The sequence below is a fragment of the Dyella dinghuensis genome, from assembly GCF_003977615.1.
GTDB lineage: Bacteria > Pseudomonadota > Gammaproteobacteria > Xanthomonadales > Rhodanobacteraceae > Dyella_B > Dyella_B dinghuensis.
Genome location: NZ_RYZR01000006.1, coordinates 297,689 through 318,729, shown reverse-complemented (window position 1 = coordinate 318,729; position 21,041 = coordinate 297,689). Strand labels below are relative to the sequence as shown.

Sequence of the window (21,041 nt, the reverse complement as noted above, 5' to 3'; positions counted from 1 at the left end):
GCTCGGTTGGATTACATTTTTGTCATGAAGCGTCACGCGCGCTTTTATTGCTGCACGTTGCTTGATGGAGTGCACAGGCGAACTGCCGCGACAGGCTCACTAACGTAAGAAGTCGACGCAGATGCCGATCGTTACCTGGTGTGGTAATGAACATCCATCGCAGGAAACGTCAGCGTAACGACAGTTCCCTTTCCTGGAGTGCTTGAAATATCTGCGACACCGCCGTGTAACGTCATCACCGTTTTGACGATGGAAAGACCAAGGCCCGTTCCTTGCCCGGACTCGCGGCTCCGCGACGCATCGGCCTGATAGAAGCGGTCGAAAATATAGGGAAGATGTTCGGGCTCGATACCATCTCCCTGATCTTGCACGACAATGCTTGCAGCACCGTCAGGCAGTTGAGAAAGAACGATCGAGACCACTGAGCCAGGCTTCGAATGCCGTATCGCATTGGCCAGAAGGTTGGTGACGGCCTGCCGAAAGAGCGCTGGATCGGCGTAAAGCTGAGCATCGCCGCGCTGAATAAGACCTACGTCGCGATCGAGGCAGGTTGGTTCCAATTGCGCAATGATCCAGCCGCACAACTCGGCCGCATCGAGCGCCTCTCTGCGCAACGCCAGCTCGGCGCTTTCCGCGCGTGCGACAAAAAGAAGATTCTCCACCAGTCCATTCAGCCGGCGGCATTCATCCAGATTGGAAAGCAATGCTCGCCGGTATTCATCGTCGCTGCGCTCGCGCAGCAGGCAAACCTCAAGTTCACCCGTCATGTTATTGAGCGGTGTCCTGAGTTCGTGCGCCAGATCGGATGAGAAACGGGAAAGGCGGTTGAACGCTTCTTCTAGCCGCGTCAGCATGGCGTTGAACACAGTAACGACTTCGCGAAGCTCGGGCGGCCAGGATGTTGTGGATGGAATACGTTCCGACAGCCGCGTGGGCGTAATGGTTTGCGCCGCACGAACGATCTGCCGCAACGGCCGCAAACCAAGCGCCGTAATCCATCGACCGGCAAACAGGAGTAAGGATGCCAGCAGCAGGAAGGAAAACCACAGCGCCTGGCGAAAATGCATCAGAAGCTTGTCATCGCCGGTAATACCGACGGCGAGTTGCATGTAAAGCGGTTGTGCGGAAGAGCCGGACTCCATACGCATCGTCGCGAGTGCGAAGACATCGCGGTCATTGTCGTCAGGATCGAATACGACTTGTCGCCGTACGTCGTTAAGGGTGAGTGAACCTGTAACGGGTGCAGGAAAAAGCGTTGCGGCGAGCTTGCTCTGCATGTCCGGCGTTTCAGCCAGCACATGCCCACTGGCGTCATACAGACGCGCAAGGTATTGGCGGGGTCTGCTCTCGGCCGTTTCCTCGAAGATTTCCTTGGCCAATATCCGGGGGTCGCCCTGGGCTTCCCGCAGATCGGTCTGCTGTTCGGCGAATTTCGCCTGCAGGAAGCGCAGATGATTTTCCTGCAAACGTTCCGATATCTGCCAATAGGCAAACGATGCAAACAGGGCGATGGCGATGAGTACGACTGCGGTGTACAGCAGTGTCAGTCGCGCACCGAGCGAGAGCGAATATCGCCCGGGCACGTTATTCGTCCGGCGCGTCGAGCATGTAGCCGACACCGCGCACGGTATGGAGCATGGGCTTTGAAAATCCCGTGTCCAGTTTGATGCGCAGTCGGCCGACCAGCACGTCGACGACATTGGTTTGCGTATCGAAACAGGCGCCCCACACGCTTTCCGCAATCAACGTGCGGCTCAGCACGCGGCCGGGCTGGCGAGCCAGCAACAGGAGCAGCGAATATTCCTTCGGCGTCAGCGACAGTACGCGTCCGTCGCGCTCGACGTGATGCCTGAGGAGGTCGAAATTCAGGCCGCCCACCTGCAACATTTTCGTCTCGCTTGCATGCGGACCGCGCCGAGCGAGATTCTTGATGCGGGCGACCAATTCGGCGAATGCAAAAGGCTTGACGAGATAATCGTCGCCACCCAGTTCAAACCCGCGCACGCGATCCTCGACGTGATCGCGTGCGGTCAGGAAGATGACCTGCGTAAGAATGGATTCCTTGCGCAATGTCTGCAGCACCGACCAGCCATCACGGCCCGGCAGCATCACGTCCAGAACGCACACGTCGAAAACGTGTTCGCGCAATAAAGCCAGGGCCGCGTTGCCGTCTTTGGCGACATCCACGGTGAAGCCCTGCTCATGGAGACCCTGAAACAGGTAGCGGCGCGTTTTGACCTCATCCTCGGCAACGAGAATACGCATACGTTCAGAACGCCATACACAGAGTCTGGAGTATCCGAATCGTAACTTTCGGTTGGCTTAGCGCCACAAATTCGCAGAAATTTCCGAACGCGGCCTCATGATCCTTTAACAATCGCCTCATCCGGCGCTGTTGCCGGCGTTTATGACGGCATTTGTAAAGTCCGTTGTCATCAGTTTGCAGTCTTGGCGGCGTGACACTTCTCCGCTACGGCCGCGCGCGCGGCCAGCCAAATGCATGGCCCGTGGCGGCATGGGCCATGGCGGGGGATCTATGAAAATCCTGGTGGTAGAAGACGACCACGAGACGGCGAGCTACCTGAAAGCCAGTCTTTCGGGTGCCGAACACTTTGTCGACTGCGCGCCCGACGGGTCATCCGGCTGGCGCATGGCGAGCAGCGGGGAGTACGACCTGCTCGTCGTCGATCGCATGCTGCCGCACACGGATGGCATTTCGCTCATTCGGAACCTGCGAGCGGAAGGCAAACGCATGCCGGTGCTGATGCTCTCGGCGCTGGGTGAAGCCGATTACCGGGTGGAGGGTCTGGATGCCGGTGCGGATGATTATCTCGGTAAGCCGTTCGCGGTGAACGAGCTGAAGGCGCGTGTCGGGGCGCTCGCACGCAGGCCGCCGTTGGCCGAGGCGCGGACGCGCTGGAGCGTTGCCGATTTACATATGGATCTGATCAGCCGCGAGGTGATGCGCGGTCCGCACGTCATCGAATTGCAACCGCGCGAATTTCGTCTGCTCGAATACCTGATGATGCAAGCGGGCAAAGTGGTGACGCGTTCCATGCTGCTGGAACACGTATGGGAGTTTCATTTCGATCCGCAGACGAGCATCGTCGAGACGCACATCAGCCGATTGCGCGGAAAGATCGATCGAGGCTACGACGTGCCGTTGCTTCACACCATTCGCGGCTCGGGATATTGCCTGCGTGCGCCCGGCTAATTTCATACAGACGGCAACATTTCGCGTCGCCGTGTTGCAGGCGCTGCTGTTTGCAGTAGTGGTGGCAGCGCTGTTCGGGCTGGTCTGGAAAGAGATTCACACTTACGTCGCCGATCAACTTCGCGTAGCGGTCGAAGTGGAAACGGCCAGCCTGCGCGAAGCGGCACAGGCCGGCATGCTTGAGCCGCAAATTCGCCAGCGCCTGGCGGTGATTCCGGTAGGACCGGACTACTACCTGCTTTCCGACGCGAATGGGCAGCGTGTGGTTGGCAATCTTGTCTTCAAGCCGCAAGTGCCCGGCTGGCAGCGTGTGCCCTTCCATGGCGCGCACGGACGGCACAAGGGCCATGCCAATCAGGTCGATCTCTACGTCACGCCGCTCAGTGACGGGAGATGGCTGACGGTGGGGCGCGACAATCGCGATATCGGCGAGCTCGACGAAAACCTCACGCGCTACTTCTTCTTCAGCGTGGGCGTGGCGATGTTGTTTGCGCTGCTCTCGGGCGGCATCGCCGGGCACTTCTTCATGAAAACGGTGGATCGCCTCACCGCGCGTGCCGAACGCATTGTTACGGGCGAGGAGCCCGGCCCGCTGCAGCTCGACCGGGGCGGTGTCGAGTTTGTGCGGCTCGCAGGGCGGCTCGACCGCATTCTCGAGCGCGTTCACACCCTGATGGAAAACATGCGTCAGGTTTCCAGCGATATTGCACACGATCTGCGAACACCGCTGACGCGATTGAGACAGCGACTGGAATCCGCATCGGCGCCCGGAAGAGACGCGGACTTTCAGCGCCTATCGATCGAACGTTCCATCGTGGACGTGGACGACGTGCTGGCGACATTCAGCGCATTGCTGCGCATCTCGCGGATTCAGGCGCGCGAGCGGCAGGCAGGCTTCGCGCCGGTCGATCTTTCCGAACTGTTTGCCTCGATGGCGGAAGTTTACGGGCCGGTTGCCGAAGACACGGGCCATATTGTCACGGCCGATGTGCAAGCGGGCGTGGGCTTCAAGGGCGATCGCACGTTATTGACGCAAATGCTTTCGAACCTGATCGAAAACGCGATTCATCACACGCCGGCCGGTACGCACATCAATCTATCGCTCAATGCATTGCCGGACGGCGTCGTCGGATGCGTCGAAGACACAGGCCCCGGCATTCCTGCCGACGAGCACAAACGCGTATTTCATCGCTTCGTGCGCTTGGACAGCAGCAGAACGTCGCCGGGCAGCGGTTTAGGGCTTTCCCTCGTCGCAGCCATTGCTGAGTTGCACCGCATTCCTGTGACCCTGAGAGATCGCGAACCGGGCCTTTCCGTGATGATGCGTTTTGCGTAAAGGGTGATGCGGTTCGCCGATCGAGCGCACTAAACCATAAGCTTACCGATCCGTATGGCCGCTGCATTCTCGCTGTCATGCCATATGCCTAGTTTTCCTCGAACGCGCGCGGGCCATTAACGCATCGCGCCACCGAATAACTTCACTTGATTCGAGGGTTCCGGAAATGTCACTCGCAAGAGCCTGCAGGTTGGGACTGGGTCTGGTTGTGCTTTCCGTACCGCTGCTCGCGGCCGCGGCCGATCCGGTGGCACTGACTGGACATGTCGAGGTTGCCACGGGGCATCAGCCGATCGCAGGTGCGCGCGTGGAGATTCGCGAAACGAAGAGCGCCACGGTGACAGACAAAAACGGCGATTACACGCTGCCGGATGTCGCGCCGGGCGTTTACACCGTCGTGCTGACGATAAAAGGTCAGCGCCCTTTGCAACGTAAAGTGATCGTCGAGGCCGATACGCCCACTGTTCAAAACTTTGCGCTGGGCACCGACGTGAAATCGCTCGATCAGGTCAACGTGACGGCGGCCGTGACCGCAGATGCCGAGGCACGCGCCATCCAGCAACAAGCACCGAACATGGTCTTCGTGCAGCCCGCCGCAGCGATCGAGCGCCTGCCCGACGTGAATGCGGGCGAAGCTGTACGCCGTTTGCCGGGTATCTCACTGGAAACCGATACGGGTGAAGGCCGCTTCGTCAACATTCGCGGCCTGGATGCCGATCTCAACAGCACCACATTCGACGGCGTGCGCATGATGCCGAGCAACGTTTCCACGCCCACGGGCGGTGGTCGTGCCGTGGCGTTCGATTCGATTCCCGCCGGACTCGTGGGTGCGATTACTGTCACCAACACCAACCTTCCCGAGCAGGATGCCGAAGCGCTGGGCGGCACCATTGAAATCAGCTCCAAGCAGATGCCGAAGGATCGCGATCAATTCATCGATTTGCAGCTTGGAACGGGCCTGGAAAATCTGCGCGACACACCGGTCAAAGACTATGAAATGACCGGCGGCTTCCGCTTCGGTCCGAGTGCCAATTACAAGCCTTTCAGCTTTATCGGAACTGCAGAGTATTACCAGGACCGCCGCGGTATCGACGACCTGGAAGTGGGCTACGTCGATCAGCAAGGCCAGGGCATCCCCGATAAGGCCCTGGGCGATCTCAATCAGCGCTATTACAACTATCAGCGTACGCGCCACGGTTACGGTTTCGAGCTGGATTTCCAACCGAACGAAAATAACAAGTGGTACGCGCGTTATTACGACGCCGGATATACCGAATCGAAGAACGTGCAAAAGCTCTATCTGGAGTTTGCCGGTGCGCCGGTCGTGAATCCGAACAACCCGAACGGGCTCATCGACGAAGCGACGTATCAGAAGGCGACCACTCTCGAGAAAGAGATGATCGACTCGCGCGTCGCGGCGGTGGGTGGACAGAACAACTTCGGAAGTTGGAAGACGGACTATCACCTTGCGCTGTCGATCGGCTCCTATAACAAGCCCTTCGACTACGGCACCACGTTCCAGAACAACACACCCAATCCGAACAATCCGGATGGATCGGGTCAGGCGATCGTTGCTTACGACAACATCAGCAATCCCAACTATCCGACGTACTCCGTCGTGCAGGGTTCGAACCCTGCCAGCCCAGCCGGTTACGCGTTGACCGATTTCAGCAACGGTACCGAACACGACCACGACATGGAGTACAGCGCGGTCGACAACGTCACCATCCCGACAAACTGGTTTACGCAGAACGACGATGAGTACGTGAAGTTTGGCATCAGCGCGCGCCTGCGTGTGCGCAACAACAGCCAGATGAACTACGACTACAATCCGCCGGCGATTCCGATGTCGCAAGTGAGTGCCGGTCAACCAGTCACGTATTACGACGGCTCCTATAACAACGGTCCCAACATCAACACGCAGTCCGTCGTCAATCAGTTCAACAGCAACCCTGCATTGTTCCCGGAAAACACAGCGAGCGACTTCCTCGCCGACCTGCAATCGTACGGTCATGACAGCGAGGACATCTACGCCGGCTACTTCGAGTATGAATTTCAGCCGATCGAGAAGTTGAGCCTGCTTGGCGGCGCGCGTTACGAGGAAACGAATGCGCAGTACGAAGGCCTCAGCATCATTACCAACAACGGCAATCTTGTCAGCTACTCGCCAAACATCTTCAACAGGAATTACGGCAACTTCTTCCCGACCTTGCAGGCGCGTTACGAAATCGATCCAGACTTCCTGCTTCGCGCGGTCTATTCGAAAACGATCGCTCGTCCTGGATTCCAGCAGGTAACGCCGTCGACACAGATCGACGATGTGAATGACACGGTCACCCAGGGCAATCCGGCGCTCCGGCCTACCTATAGCAACAACTTCGATCTCTCCATGGAGTATTACCTGCCGGAAGGCGGTCTGGCCTACGCAGGATTGTTCGACAAGCAGCTGACCAATTACATCGTGCAGACCGGAAACATCGAGACGATCACCAATCCGACTGGTGCATTGGATGTGTTTGCGCCGGGTACGCAGGTGACCTTTAGCGGTTTTGAAAACATTTCATCTGCGTTTGCGCGTGGGTTGCAGCTCGTCTACGTCGATCGTTTCCGCTGGCTGCCTGGGTTGCTGAGTGGATTAGGCGTCAACACCAACTACACATATGTCGATTCGCGCATCCAGATCCATCCGGGCCTTTATTCATTGCTGCCTTCGACCTCGCGTGACACAGCGAACCTGACGTTGACCTATGACTACATGGGTCTGCGCCTCGACGTCGGCGCCTACTACGAAAGCAAGAATCTCTTCACCGTCGGCGGTCCGCTTTACACCAATGCCGATGGCACGCCGTCGAACATTTTTGCGGACCAGTGGTCCTCGGCCCGCACGTCGCTGGACTTCGGTTCCAGCTACGCGATCAACGAATCGATGTCGGTCTACTTTGCGGTGAAAAACCTGACGAACACCAAGTTGCGATTCACTGAAACCGAAGCAAACAACCGTCCCATCCAGCGCGAATTTTACGATCAGACCTTCACCGCAGGTGTTCGCCTCCATTTCTGATCTGCCTTGTATCACGGTGCTCTGAACGATGACGTGTTGCGTTTGCAACGACTCGGTCAGAGCGCCTCCGGGCACGCGTACGCTCGCTATCACATGAAAATAATCGAAAAGGAAGACGCACCATGAAGCGAATTCTCGTCACCGTCATGACGCTTGCCGTCGCCGCAGCATGCACAGCCGCTGCATCGTCAACGAACTATGCTGTTCTGGATCGCCACGTACTTGGCGGCGCGGGCAAGTGGGACTATCTGACGCTCGATGGCGCCGCACAGCGCCTTTATATTGCGCGTGGCAATCGCGTGATGGTGATGGATACCCAGACAGGCAAACTCGTCGGCGAAGTAGCAGGCGTAAACGGCGCACATCGTGTCGTTGTGCTGCCCGATCAGCATCAGGGCTACGTCACCAGCGGCCACGACAACAGCGTGCTGCCCTTCGATCTGATGACGCTCAAGCCGCTTCCCGCCATTGCCCTCAGCGGCAAGGGTCCGGATGGGATGCTCTTCGATCAGGCTACCGCGAAGCTTTGGACTTTCAACGGTCACAGCAACAGTGCGAGTCTGATTGATCCGGTCTCCAAGAAGGAAACCGGCACTGTCGCGCTGCCAGGCAAACCGGAATTTGCGGTGACGGACGACAACGGTCGCATCTACGTCAATCTCGAAGACAAGTCGCAGATCGCCGAAATCGACGCAAAAGCAGGCAAGGTACTGGCAACGTGGCCGCTGGCGCCGTGCGATGGTCCGACCGGCTTGGCTATCGATGTGACACACAAGCGGCTCTTCTCGGTATGCGCCAATCAGAAAATGGTGGTGCTGGATGCGACGGACGGTCATCAGGTATCGGTACAAACCATCGGTAGCGATCCGGATGCGGCGGGTTACGATGCGGGAACGTCGAACGTCTTCAGTTCCAATGCGGATGGCACGTTGACGATCGTGCATCAGGATGATGCTGATCATTATTCGGTCGTCGCCAACCTCGCCACGGCTGCGAATGCACGAACGCTGGCGGTGGACTCCGGCACGCATCGCGTCTATCTGGCGGCGCCGGATGTCACGGCAGGCGCCAAGGCACCGCAGGGTACGTTTGGCGTGCTGGTCGTCGGTACGCATTGAAGCAGGCGAGTTGCGGAGGTCCATGCTCATGATGATGTTTCGGCAGTGGGGTGCTCGCGCGCTTTACGTCGTGGTGATCGCGGCGTTTGGCGTATTTGGGAACGCAGCTGTAGGCGCTCCGGCAGATGGCGATCTTCAGATGGTGATCGTGCTCAGTCGTCACGGCGTGCGGTCTCCCACCGCCAAGCCGGGCGCGCAGGATGTCTATTCATCCAAGCCGTGGCCGAAGTGGTCCGTAGAGCCGGGTTATCTCACGCCGCATGGCAAGCAATTGATGACGATGATGGGTGGCTGGTATCGCGCCTACTACGCGGACGCTGGGTTGTTGCCCGCGAATGGATGTCTCAATCCGGCGTCGATCTATGTGACGGCTGACGACGAAGAACGCACGCTGGAATCGGCGCACGGTCTTGTGGACGGGTTCGATGCCCATTGCGCACTGGATGTTCATGCCGCCCCGAAGCGCGGCTCTGATGCGCTTTTCTCGCACGATTTTTCAAACGCGAGCGACGCGGATCGAGAGCTGGCCGTTGCCGCAGTTCTCGGTCGCACCGGCAACGATCCTGCGCATTTGGCAGCAGCCAACGCAGGATTGCTGGCCGACATGCAAAGCGTGTTGCTCGGTTGTGCACCGGGTAGTTGCACGGCGGCACAAACGAACGGCAAAAAAGTGTTGATGGATCAGGATTCGTCCATCGCAGCTGCAAGCGGCGACGGCTTGATCAGCATCAAGTCGCCGTTGCACAACGCGTCGACGTTCGCGGAGAATTTCTTCCTCGAATACGTCGAAGGTATGCCTATGTCTGACGTGGCGTGGGGAAACATCACGCCTATCAAGCTTGGGCAACTGCTCGCTCTACATTCCAGCTACAGCGATGTCAGCGAGCGCACACCGGCGGTGGCAAAAGCTTATGCTGGAAATCTGGCGACGCGCATTGCGGCAACGCTTCAACAAAGTACGCAGTCAAAGCCCGTAACAGGCGCGATCGGCAAACCGGGCGCGAAGTTCATGTTCCTGGTTGGACACGATACGAATATCGAAACCCTGGCTGGCTTGCTCGATCTGCACTGGATGCTGCCGGAGCAGCCGGTCGATCCAACTTTCACAGGCGGTGCGCTGGTGTTCGAGCTGCGTCGTGTTGCCAAGACACGCCAATATACGGTGCGCGCGTATTACGTCAGCCAAAGTCTGGAGCAGATGCGTCAAAGCACGCCGTTGGATCTGCAACATTCGCCGGAACAAGCGCCCGTTTTTATTCCGGGCTGCAGTCGATCAACGCCGGGATACGATTGTCCGCTTGATCGTTTTGTCGATCTGGTAAGCCGCATAACATCCAAGAGCAGCAACTGATCGGCACCGACTTTGCAAGGCGGCTCGTACCCGCAGGCGGGGTTGCTCGCTGGCACGAGCCGCACCTCAACCCAACTCTCAAGGCGAATAGTTGGTCGCCGTTTCGTGCTGTTGGCTCAGCAACGGTGTGATCACTTTATCGAGCTGTTCCTGCGTCCACTCCGGCTCTTTGTCTTTCCAGCCGTTATCGACCAGTCGGCCTTCGCGATCGATCGTGAAACTCACGGGAAGATGCCAGATGCGGCCATAACCGGGCACGTGCGGATCGCCCAGCAATCCCACTGGAAAGCTCAGGTTGTTCGCAACGCTGCGCACCTGATCGAGTTGATCCGGCGTATCGAGACTGAAGCCGAGTACGACAAGACCGTCTTTCGCGTGCTGCTGTGCGTATTGCGAAAGCAGCGGCAATTCTTCGCGGCACGGATCGCACCATGTCGCCCAGAACGTGACGATGACGACTTTGCCGCGCAGATCCTTCAGGTCGATGTGCTTGCCATCCAGCGTAGTCATCGTGATCGGCGGGGCGGGCTGCCCGACAGCGAGATCGTTGGCGTACAGCGACGTGCTGGCAAGTGTTATCGCCAGAGCCGCAAGCAAGTATCGCAATGTGTGGCTGGTCTTTCTGGACATCGTGAAAAGCTCTATGAGTTTTTGAACGACGCTGCCGCATGTGCGGCAGCGCCCATTGTAACGCGTCGATCCTGGCGGGTCAGAGTTTCATGCTCACGCCCACTGTTCCGGTCCAGCCCGGAAACAGCTGATATCCCTGCAAATGGCTGTAGATCGGCACCTGGACGAAGGCATAAACCTGTAAATTTTTGCTTACGCTGCCGCTGATGCCGGGGCTGAGATACGCCACGGTACCCTCGGTATCGGGCCTGTCGGCCAGAAAGCCCTGGTCTGCCATTTTGTGCAGCCAGTTGATCTGAAGCTGCGGCACCCAGTTGGCGTGCGCTTCGTAACGCACGCCAAAACTGACGGTGGCGAGATTGCCCGGACGATAATCGGCACCTGGCGTATCCAGATTCTCTTTCACAGCAGCCTGGAATTGCCCGTTCACGAACGCGTCGAAATTCTGGCTGACGGGCTGGAAGTAGTAGCCGCCAACGATGAGATCGGTGCTGCCCGTGCCAGCCTGCAGGCTGGTGTCCAGCGATTGGCCGAGATTGGGCCCGGTGTTGAATGTCACCGGATGGCCAACCAGATTTCCGTCCTCCGCCTGACCGCCGTAGTTACCCGTCGGAAGCTTCACGCCGAATTGCACGCCCAGATTGTGCGTTGGCAAAAACCCCTGATAACTGGCGATGATTTTCGCATCGCCAATACCTGAAACATGCGCGCCGCTGATCTGATCGGATGCCGTTTCGACGGGCGTGTAGGGCGCAAGCTGTGTGCCGTATGTTTCGTGGTCGCGCGTGACATAGGGCACTAGAAGCGTCACACCCCAATCCGGGTTGAAACGATACGTCGCCGATACGTTGATGTAACGATTGATGGTGCCCTTCTCGATTTCACCACCACCGAGCGAGGCATCGGAGGGCTGATTGACCACCTGTTGCGGTGTCGCCCTGCTGCTGCCGCTACGCAACTGATTCTGATTGATGAAGGTGTAATCGATATTGATGCGCCAGCCGGATGCCGAGGAATAACCGGTTGCGGCATCCGTGCTCAACGTACAACCGCACGTTGCGCATGCCTGCGCAGCTTGCGGAAGCAGCCCAATGGCAGACAAACCCATGACGGCTGCGATGGTGCGGATGGAGCGAGACGAATCTTTACAGCATCGGGACGACGAACATCCCGCAGAGCACTTGCATCGTGTAACGAACGGGTCCAACGAATTCATGGCGCGCATGAACACAAACTCCAGAATTGGCGGCGCTCCATTGATAGGGATCGCACGCCAAGCGCATAGGGCGGCTTATCACGGAGCACGCGCGCCGTGGCTCAATGACCATGCGCGGCGAGAACTCGCACCGATAGATACCGAGATAAAAACGACGAACAGTCGCGACGAATGCGTCGCGAGTCTATGCGTCAGGCTGTCAGCGTGACGGCCGGTGGTCCGCGCGGATCTGCGCTTAGCTGCGGCGTATCAGACCTGTCGACAGGAAGTGCAACTACCGGCGCGGCAACATTCGGCGCTGCTGGTACGACATGGATGATGACGCTTGCGGTAAGAAGCGGCGTGTGGCTCAGCAGAACGCAATAACCGCAACGTTCCATCGGATCGGCGGGTGCGCTGGGCGAATCCGGATGCTGCGCCGACGCGTGATGATCGTGCTGAGGGCAGGGCGCATCCATGCCGGGCATCGCGACCGTCATCGGCATTACCCGCGAAATCGCGGGCATCACGACAATAAGCGCCATGGCCAGCATCGCCAGCCACGCAACATACACGCGTGAAGTCTTCAGACGAACCACAACCTTTCCCGACCATGCGGGGACACCCGCAACGGGGATCTTACCAGCTCGTCAGATGGTGAGCGTGGTCAATGTGGCAATAAGTCCGCTGGAAAACGGCCGTCTCACTCGGATATGGCGAGCACGCAGGCATCGCCGCCGTAACTGCAGCAGCCGAGTGGGAAGGTCGAGAGACTGCCTGAGGCGAGAAGAGGCCCAAGCAGTCCTTCCAGATAGCCGATGAAGAATTGGCAGCTGGAACGACCGCCTTCCTTGCACAACGGGCTGTTGCGGATGCGCAGCTGTCCGCCCACGTATTCGACGTCTGCCAGCGCGCGTAGAGCAGGGATGCCGATGCGCTCCATCGCGTCTTCGAGGCTGAGTTTCGCGCTGGGTTTGTAATCGCGTTCAAACACCCACGTACCCGTGCGCTGACCCGCCAACAGCAGCGACGATTCGCGCGCACCCGGCGCCACCGAGCTTTCCAGCGAATGCAGACAATGGAAAATCTGCGGATAGCCGTTCAACAGCTTCGGCACGACCTTTTCCACGGCATCTTCGTCCGGACCGAGCGGAACCACTTCGACATACGGATCGGCAACCACCGCCGCCGCTGCCGGCGCCGCCGCGCGCGGTGTGTAGAAGACGAATTCCGGTTCGGGTTCTTCCTCTTGCGGTGCGGGTGCCCCCACGACGACGGGGGCCACTTCCGGCTTCACCCTTTCAGGCACAGAAGGAAGAACAGGCGTGTCGGCAAAAAGTTTTGCCACCGGGGCCACACGTGGTGCGGGAGACGCCACGGATGCAACCACGGCCTGCGCCATTTCTGGCGCAATCACCGCGACAGCCGCAGCCGCGCCAACGGCCGCAACGGCAGCCTGTTTGGGCACTGCAGCCGCTGCCGCCACGGCAACTGTTTCGACGACAGGTACCGGCGCCGGCGCAACCGGCGGTCGCGCAAAGGTGCGCGCTGCTGCGTAGTGCGGCTTCGCTGTGCCGTCCTCGAACGGATACGTGTGGAAGCTGAGCAGACGCTCATTCGCATCCAGCGCCGCTTCGAGTGCACGCTGTTTGCGCTCCGGTCCGCGCACGACCATGGTCAGCAACACGCCATTGACGTCCTGCGTCAGACGTTGACGTTGCAAGGTAAATCCACTCGCGACGACGGACCTGCCGACGTCGATAAGAAGGCCCTCTCGTGTTTCCGAGAGACCCTGAATTTCCAGCTCGATCATCAGGCCCCCCTGTCTTCGATGCTGGTGAGATAAGTTGTCTTCACTACGATGAACATTCTAGAGGAGAAAAACTGTGATGGGCTTCTTACCTTAGGAAACTCGTGCGCAATCTTTAGGATTTAGGGCATGATTCGTGCTTAAAAAAAGTGCGCGATGCGTCACTCATGACGCGGATGTGAGAGCACGATCACCATGCATCCCGACACGCGCGGCCTCTGCGACGACAACTCGACCGCCATCCGCTTATAAGCCGCCGAGTGCTACTTGTCCTCAAACTGACGATCGGTGTCTGTGATCGCGGCCACCGTTCCATTCGCGTCATGGATAACGTCACCGCGAATGTGAGGATGGAGTGATGCGCGTTGCTAGTCGTCATGACGACTTGCGAATCTTTTAGGCAACGGTATTCCCGTTGAAGTGTTCTCGAAGAGAAGGATTGGCGCTGGTTCCAGCCGATGTCGACGCCATCGCCGAATGCGCGGTCGCTCATTCCTAAGTCTTTGAACATCAAGGGCCAGGCGTCGGATGCGAGCTGTATTCACCTACAGGACATCCAGCGCAAGGGACACTTCGCGGTCTTGGAAGAAGGATTGGCTGTGCCGCACCGTTACGCCCACGAACCCTTCCGCTGGCGCACTGGCTGGCGCGTATCCCTCGGTTATGCGGCCATGCTGCTGATGGCATGCATGAATCCTGCACAAGCCATGCGTGCGAGCAGCAACGTGCTGCAAGGACAGGCCTCCGGCGAATTGTCCATCCAGGTCAACGATGATCGCCTGACGCTACAGGTAACGAAGGTGCCGCAGGTTTACATCTACGGCACCATCGATGCGAATGCGCCCGGTCGTCTCGAAGCCATGGTGAAGTCGGGCAAGATTCCGAATGGCTCGGATATCTATTTGAATTCCACCGGCGGCGACATCAACGCAGGCATCGCGCTTGGCAGATTGTTCCGATCCGGTTCGATGGTGACGCATCTCGGTACGCCAAGACCGAAACTTCGCTCTGCATCATCCACCGTCAAAACGGCGATCTGCTCGGATGCATGCGCATACGCCTATCTGGGCGGCGTTTACCGCTGGGCACCGGCGGGTAGCGATCGCATCGGATTTCCCATGCATTACATCGCCGATCCCAAATCCGGCGACGCCAGTCAGACAGCGCAGGCACCAGACCCGGTAGCGACCTATTTGCAGGACATGGGCATCAATTCCAAGATGCTGGCGCAATCGTCATCGACGACCGGTAACGGCGAAGTCTGGTTGAGCGCCGATCAGATGTTGGCAACGGGACTGGCCAACAACGGCCGTCTTTTTCTTAGCGCGACGTATCGGCTCGAATCGGGCGCACCTTTCCTGGAACTCAAACAGACCGATCGCAACGGCGAGCATCGCATCACCATGCTCTGCAAGCGAGGGAACATCGATCTTGCTGCCTACAGCACTATCGGTGCCGTGCAGGCAAGACAAGTCGTTTCACACGGTGTCCGTTCTTACTTCGAGCTCAATCAGAAGGAACTGATGCCGGCACAGACCACGACGTTAACGCTCGACAACGACACCGTTGTTCTCAACCGCACGTATCCGGCCAACCAGCTGACGAGCATCGTCCGCGCACAAGCGCTCGGTGCCTGGGTGGCGGATCGCAACAGTGCCTTCCGCTACGGTTTTGCGTACGAAGTCACCGGCGTGAAGGAATCGCTGCAACGGTTCTACGACAATTGCTGGATCTACGCGCCGTGGGCGGATAACAAAGAAACGCCGTAAAGATGCGCAGCGTGCGTCTTTTACGCGTCATCGACATTGTTTCGCGAATCGGAAGACTGAATCCCGTACGATAGGTCTTCGCTCGTGCGAGCTGCACGCCTAAAGTGACTCCAGCTCGCACAAGGCAGCAGGAGATAAAGCGTATGACGATGAACCACTCCCGTCGTTTGCTCGATCAGCTTGGCATCACGGTTCCCATCATCCAGGCGCCGATGGCAGGCCTATCCTCGCCCGCCATGGCGGCAGCCGTCAGTGAAAGCGGCGGCCTGGGTTCGCTTGGTGTCGGCGCGATGAATGCCGCCAAAGCACGCGAAGCGATTCATCAGTTTCGCAAAGAAAGCAACGGGCCGCTCAACGTCAACGTATTCGTTCACCAGCCTGCACGCGCAAATGCACAGAAAGAGGCGGCCTGGATCGAACGTTTGCGTCCACAGTTCGAGCGCGCCGGTGCCGCACCACCCAGTGCGTTGCACGAGATTTACACCTCGTTCCTCAGCGATAGCGACATGCTCGCCATGCTCGTTGAGGAAAAGCCCAAGGCAGTGAGCTTTCACTTTGGCTTGCCGCCTCGGCCACAGATTGAAGCGCTGCATCGCGCAGGTATTGTGTTACTCGCCACCGCGACCAATCTGGACGAAGCGAAGGCCATCAAGGCCGCAGATATCGATGCCATCGTCGCGCAGGGTTATGAAGCAGGCGGTCATCGCGGCATGTTCGATCCTGACGTGGAAGACAGCCGGTTCGGAACGCTCGCGTTGACGCGCGTGCTGGTACAGCAAGTCGATCTTCCCGTGATTGCGGCGGGTGGCATCATGGATGGTGCTGGTATCGCTGCAGCGTTGTCACTCGGCGCAAGCGCTGTGCAAATGGGCACCGCATTCATCGCGACCGATGAATCGCTCGCCGATGCAGGTTATCGAGAGCGGCTTTTCAGCGACGCGGCGTATCACACGATCATGACGCGCGCGATTTCCGGGCGCCCCGCACGTAGCCTCGCCAACGACTTCACGCGACTGGGCACCACGGTGTCTGACGAAAGCATCCCCGACTATCCCACCGCATATGATGCAGGCAAAGCGCTCAACGCCGCAGGCAAAGCGGCGGGACAGACAGGCTACGGTGCCCAATGGGCAGGCCAGGGCGCGCCGCTCGCACGCGCCATGCCAACGCGCGCACTGATGCAGGTGCTGAAAAGCGAGCTGGAGCAGGCGCTCTCATAAGCCGGCGACCGGAACTCACCGCGCAAGACAGGACAGGCCGGGACACTTGGATCCCGGCCTTTATTTTGCAATGGCGAATCGAAGGATCAGAATAAGCCGGTTCACATCGACGTCTGATTGCTGATGGAGCACGCGTAATGGATCGCCTTGACGCCATGAAAGTCTTTGTCGCTGCGCTCGACGAAGGCAGCCTTGCTGGCGCCAGCCGCAAAACCGGTCGCTCGGCGGCCGCCGTGAGCCGCGCCATCGCATTCCTCGAAGCGCATGTCGGCGTACCGCTGCTCCATCGAACCACGCGATCCATCAAGCTGAGCGAAGCAGGCGAACGTTACGCGCTGGCGTGTCGCAAGGTGTTGCAGGACCTGGAGGAAGCCGATAGGCAGGCAGCCGGCGAACGATCCGTGCCGCGCGGCACGTTGACCATTACGGCGCCGGTCGTCGCAGGCGTTGAATTTCTGCGCGCGATTGTCGACGACTTCATGGAAGAGTACCCGACGGTCACGATCCGTCTGTACTTGCTCGACAGACCCGTCAACCTGATCGATGAAGGCATCGATCTCGCACTGCGCATCTCGCACCTCGCCGATTCGACACTCGTCGCACATCAGATCGGCGATGTTCGGCGCGTTGTTGTAGCGTCGCCACGCTATCTGTCGAAGCATCCGCGCATCAACGAGCCAGCGGATCTGGGCAAGCACCAGATCATCGCCATGACGCACTTCGGATTGGACTCGTGGAGTTTTCCTCCGGTGGTGGGTTCGTCCGTACCACGCGCCGTTTCGTTTACGCCGCGCCTGGTCGTCAACAGCGTTCGCGCTGCGGCGTCGTCGGCAGTGGATGCTCATGGCGTCACGCGTCTGTTTTCGTATCACATCGCGACGGAAATCAAGGAAGGATTGCTGCGCGTGATCCTTGCCGATGCGGAGCACGCTCCCATCCCCGTGCATCTTGTCTCGCCGTATGGCCGCCTAGCGGTGCCGAAAGTGCGCGCTTTTGTCGACTTCGCCCTCCCGCGTCTGCGCGCGCAATTTGCGTGTTTCACGAAAGACGCATCGAAATAGTTTCTGAGGGGATTCTGCCGCCACGCGGAAGAATGTCTGCCGAACAATAGGGATTCGCTTCGGCGCTTCACAAGCCTAGATTACGGGCTGTCGACGCCGCAGCCATATGCGGCATCGCTAAGAAAATCCCCTTCCCTATTCGAGTGAGAAACATCATGAACAGCCCACGTAAAGTTGTCGTTGTCACCGGCGCTTCGCAAGGTATCGGTGCGGGTCTCGTCAAGGCCTTCCGCGATCGCGACTACCGCGTCATTGCCAACTCGCGTTCCATCAAGCCGTCGAGCGATCCCGATGTCGTGACGGTTGCCGGTGATATCGGCGACCGTGGCGTCGCCGAGCGTATCGTGAAGGAAGCGATGGACCGTTTTGGCCGTATCGATACGCTGGTCAACAATGCGGGCAGCTTTATGGCCAAGCCGTTTACCGCGTTCACGGTGGACGACTATGTCAAGACATTGGCCACCAACCTCGATGGTTTCTTCCACATCACACAAGCTGCCATCGCCGAGATGGAAAAGCATGGCAGTGGCCACGTCGTGAACATCACCACTACGCTTACCGAACAGGCGAATTCCAACGTTCCGTCCGTGCTGGCGTCGCTGACCAAGGGCGGCCTCAACTCCGCGACAAAATCACTGGCCATCGAATATGCCAAGCGTGGCATTCGCGTCAACGCGGTGTCGCCCGGCATCATCAAGACGCCGATGCACGCGGTGGAAACGCATGCGACGCTTGCGGGTCTGCATCCGGTCAATCGCATGGGTGAAATCAGCGACATCGTGCAGGCCGTGCTTTATCTCGAATCGGCCGGCTTTGTGACGGGAGAAATCCTGCATGTCGATGGCGGCCAAAGCGCCGGTCACTGATCAGGTCACCTGCAGCAAGGAGAACGATGATGCCTGTCGTCACCATTCAGATTACGCGTGAAGGTTCCGGCCCCGGTCGCGATGCCGCGACCAAGGAAGAGAAAGCAGCACTGATCAAAGGAGCCAGCCAGTTGCTGTTGGACGTGCTCAACAAACCGGTCAATTCCACCTTTGTCGTTATCGAGGAAGTCGACACCGACAACTGGGGCTGGGAAGGGATGAGCATCACCGAATATCGAAAGCTCCAACGCGACGGAAAGAAGTAAGCAGATCGGTTGCGCGGGTTACCGCGCAACCGTCCTTTATCAAGGCATCGCCGACCAGATCGTCATGTGGTAGATCGGCATAGCACGCAGCGCTGTCGAACTTGTCGTCGTGCGTATGCTGGTTGAGCCCGCGTGACATTGGCCGCAAAGATAACGCTTAGTCGACTTTAGTGACCGGCGGTTGCAGGTAAACGTGCAAAGCTTCCGGTGACTCCTGGAAATACGACCGGACTTTCATAACCATCGCTGGAAATGGATGACACACCGAAGAACCAGTCATCGATGACGACATCCTTGATGAGGGATTGCGTCGTATCGCCAACATCCCGGCTGTATTGCCATTGCGCAGCCGTCGTATCGCGCCAATGGATACGATAGCCCGCGGCGCCTGAAACCTTCTTCCAATGAACCGTCGTATCAGTAGCAACCGCGCCTTCAATAGACACCTCCGTGGGCGGAGCGGGCGCACAGCTTAACTGCGCCATCGTCAGAATATTGAGCGCCGTGACGCGAGCGAGATAACGGAAGTCGATGTTGTCCAGCGTGTCGCCGTAGTGCACGCCGTTTTCGACGCGAACGTCCTGATGCTGATGGGTGTAGTCCTCGTGACTTTCCGTAATGCGCACGGCGGGGAAGCCCGCCTCCAGCATGGGTACCTGATCGCCACCACGGCCGAAACGATCGGTACGGTAAACCATGCGAACATGAAAGTCGGGTAAGTAAGTATCTGCAATCGTTGCCATCGTGCGCGCGAGATTTCGCGAAGGCGAATCGACTTCGCCGCCGTGATAACTGCGCAGCTTCGCCTGCGCCGCCGTCTCCGTGCTGCGCGTTCCTTCGGAAAACACGCGCACCGCCGTGCTGTCGGTCACGCCATTCATGCCGCGGCTGTTTCCGATAATGTCGTTGTTGAGCTGCGCTTCGACCTGCCAGTTGTGTGCCACGGCGTAGTCGGCAAGCAATTTGCCGCCGTAGAGTCCTTGTTCTTCGCCGGAAAGCACGGCAAAAACCAGCGTGGCGTGATTGGGTTGCTTCGATAGCAGTCTTGCCGCTTCGATGACGGCCGCGACACCCGAGCCATCATCGTCGGCACCGGGCGCATCGCTGTGACTGTTCATCACGTCGGTCACACGCGAATCGAGATGGCCGCTGATGATAATCACACGATCCGGGTCGGTGTCGCCGCGTTTGATCGCAAGCACATCCATGATTTCGACGGGTGTCTTGATGCGCTCGCCCGTCACCATCTGGGTGGGCGTTTCCACATCGAGACAGCCGTTGCAATCGTGGGAGATGGCATCGAAACGCGACTTGACCCAGCGACGCGCGGCTCCGATGCCGCGTGTATCCGAAGTCGTATCAGACATCGTGTGTCGCGTGCCGAAGCCGACAAGCTTCGTGATGGTGGCGCGCAACTCCGCTTGATCGGGTGCCGATGCCAACGCAAGCAACGCCGGTTGATCGTGCGCAGCAACGATCGTTTCATCAGCGTGTATGCCGGAGGTAAAGCTGGCGAGTGCCAACAGCGGTAACAGCGTCCGGCGCATAAGTTGTCTCACCTGAAGGACCAACCGCAAGCTTATACAGTGACTTAGACGCGTGGTACAGATATGGAAACAGGAATGAATCGCATAACGCTTTGCCATCGCAAGCTTATTCGATAGGGCACGAATAGCGACTGTTATAACGTCACCCACACTCCCAAAAAGCGGGAGTAAAATACGCGCACCCAAGGTCAAACGACCCGCAAACATGATTCGCATCTTTCAGTGTCCTGCTCGTTACGGCGCGCCGCGAAAGACAGCCACGAACAAGCGTCCCGTCTAGCAGGGACAAACTCCCAACATTCTTCCCACGTTTGAGTCCATGAGGGCTTTGCGAGCGTCCGCGCTCGGGGTCATTGTCATGCGCATCTTCAACGAAGTGTTGTTTACATCATGCGGCGAAGCGCGGTCGTCGGGATTCTGCGCACGTCTGGATAGCAACGCGCCAGGCAGCTAGCGCCGCACACCGACAGAACGAACCGAATACGTATCGGCCGCGATCGCCGGTTGAGGGTGGTCTGCGTCCAAAAAACCGTGAACCCGTAAGTGTCGTTTTTATGACTTAACTCACTTCGACGTTTTATCTCGGCCCTGACTTTC

17 protein-coding genes are annotated in these 21,041 nt (G+C 58.5%); 10 read left to right on the top strand and 7 right to left on the bottom strand.

The window, feature by feature from the left end; genetic code table 11:
- Nucleotides 1–131: 131 nt before the first annotated feature.
- Both EKH79_RS12485 and EKH79_RS12480 read right to left on the bottom strand, forming a co-directional pair.
- Complete coding sequence (locus EKH79_RS12485; protein ID WP_158621244.1) at nt 132–1,583, bottom strand: heavy metal sensor histidine kinase; 1,452 nt, start codon at nt 1,581–1,583, stop codon at nt 132–134.
- Between the two features lies 1 nt (nt 1,584).
- On the bottom strand, nt 1,585–2,265 hold the full coding sequence (locus tag EKH79_RS12480; protein WP_126674150.1) for a response regulator: 681 nt from the start codon (nt 2,263–2,265) through the stop codon (nt 1,585–1,587).
- 271 nt (nt 2,266–2,536) lie between these two features.
- Here EKH79_RS12480 and EKH79_RS12475 point away from each other — a divergent pair, with 271 nt between their 5' ends.
- The 5 genes from EKH79_RS12475 to EKH79_RS12455 all read left to right on the top strand — a co-directional run bounded on the left by EKH79_RS12475 (nt 2,537) and on the right by EKH79_RS12455 (nt 10,080).
- Nucleotides 2,537–3,214 carry a response regulator transcription factor gene (locus EKH79_RS12475; RefSeq protein WP_126674149.1) on the top strand — a complete coding sequence of 226 codons (678 nt, stop codon included), beginning with the start codon at nt 2,537–2,539 and terminating at the stop codon, nt 3,212–3,214.
- Nucleotides 3,201–4,550: a sensor histidine kinase gene (locus tag EKH79_RS12470; RefSeq protein ID WP_126674148.1), complete on the top strand. Its 1,350-nt coding sequence runs from the start codon at nt 3,201–3,203 to the stop codon at nt 4,548–4,550. The genes EKH79_RS12475 and EKH79_RS12470 overlap by 14 nt, the downstream gene beginning before the upstream one ends.
- A 166-nt stretch (nt 4,551–4,716) precedes the next feature.
- Complete coding sequence (locus tag EKH79_RS12465) at nt 4,717–7,611, top strand: TonB-dependent receptor (RefSeq protein ID WP_126674147.1); 2,895 nt, start codon at nt 4,717–4,719, stop codon at nt 7,609–7,611.
- 122 nt (nt 7,612–7,733) lie between these two features.
- Complete coding sequence (locus EKH79_RS12460; protein ID WP_126674146.1) at nt 7,734–8,729, top strand: YncE family protein; 996 nt, start codon at nt 7,734–7,736, stop codon at nt 8,727–8,729.
- Nucleotides 8,730–8,757: 28 nt separating this feature from the next.
- A complete protein-coding gene (locus tag EKH79_RS12455) occupies nt 8,758–10,080 on the top strand; it encodes a histidine-type phosphatase (protein ID WP_158621243.1) in 1,323 nt (440 codons plus the stop codon).
- Between the two features lie 78 nt (nt 10,081–10,158).
- On the opposite strand, the gene EKH79_RS12450 is transcribed toward EKH79_RS12455, so the two are convergent.
- The 4 genes from EKH79_RS12450 to EKH79_RS12435 form a co-directional block, all read right to left on the bottom strand.
- Complete coding sequence (locus EKH79_RS12450; RefSeq protein ID WP_126674144.1) at nt 10,159–10,710, bottom strand: TlpA family protein disulfide reductase; 552 nt, start codon at nt 10,708–10,710, stop codon at nt 10,159–10,161.
- A gap of 79 nt (nt 10,711–10,789) precedes the next feature.
- Complete coding sequence (locus EKH79_RS12445) at nt 10,790–11,818, bottom strand: transporter (RefSeq protein ID WP_126674143.1); 1,029 nt, start codon at nt 11,816–11,818, stop codon at nt 10,790–10,792.
- A gap of 299 nt (nt 11,819–12,117) precedes the next feature.
- On the bottom strand, nt 12,118–12,504 hold the full coding sequence (locus tag EKH79_RS12440) for a DUF2946 domain-containing protein (RefSeq protein ID WP_126674142.1): 387 nt from the start codon (nt 12,502–12,504) through the stop codon (nt 12,118–12,120).
- Nucleotides 12,505–12,608: 104 nt separating this feature from the next.
- A complete protein-coding gene (locus tag EKH79_RS12435; RefSeq protein WP_126674141.1) occupies nt 12,609–13,718 on the bottom strand; it encodes a hypothetical protein in 1,110 nt (369 codons plus the stop codon).
- 455 nt (nt 13,719–14,173) lie between these two features.
- Between EKH79_RS12435 and EKH79_RS12430 the strand changes: the two genes are divergently transcribed.
- The 5 genes from EKH79_RS12430 (at nt 14,174) to EKH79_RS12410 (ending at nt 18,897) form a co-directional block, all read left to right on the top strand.
- Nucleotides 14,174–15,484: a hypothetical protein gene (locus EKH79_RS12430; RefSeq protein ID WP_126674140.1), complete on the top strand. Its 1,311-nt coding sequence runs from the start codon at nt 14,174–14,176 to the stop codon at nt 15,482–15,484.
- Between the two features lie 143 nt (nt 15,485–15,627).
- The gene (locus EKH79_RS12425) at nt 15,628–16,704 is read left to right on the top strand and encodes an NAD(P)H-dependent flavin oxidoreductase (RefSeq protein ID WP_199754288.1); all 1,077 of its coding nucleotides are present in this window, start codon (nt 15,628–15,630) and stop codon (nt 16,702–16,704) included.
- Between the two features lie 137 nt (nt 16,705–16,841).
- Nucleotides 16,842–17,765, top strand: a complete 924-nt coding sequence (locus EKH79_RS12420; RefSeq protein ID WP_126674139.1) for a LysR family transcriptional regulator — start codon at nt 16,842–16,844, stop codon at nt 17,763–17,765.
- A 155-nt stretch (nt 17,766–17,920) separates the two neighbouring features.
- On the top strand, nt 17,921–18,631 hold the full coding sequence (locus EKH79_RS12415) for an SDR family NAD(P)-dependent oxidoreductase (protein WP_126674138.1): 711 nt from the start codon (nt 17,921–17,923) through the stop codon (nt 18,629–18,631).
- Between the two features lie 29 nt (nt 18,632–18,660).
- Nucleotides 18,661–18,897, top strand: coding sequence for a tautomerase family protein (locus EKH79_RS12410; RefSeq protein ID WP_126674421.1), 237 nt, complete (start codon nt 18,661–18,663; stop codon nt 18,895–18,897).
- Between the two features lie 167 nt (nt 18,898–19,064).
- Here the strand turns inward: EKH79_RS12410 and EKH79_RS12405 are convergent, their stop codons facing one another.
- Complete coding sequence (locus tag EKH79_RS12405) at nt 19,065–20,444, bottom strand: M28 family metallopeptidase (RefSeq protein ID WP_126674137.1); 1,380 nt, start codon at nt 20,442–20,444, stop codon at nt 19,065–19,067.
- Between the last annotated feature and the right edge of the window lie 597 nt (nt 20,445–21,041).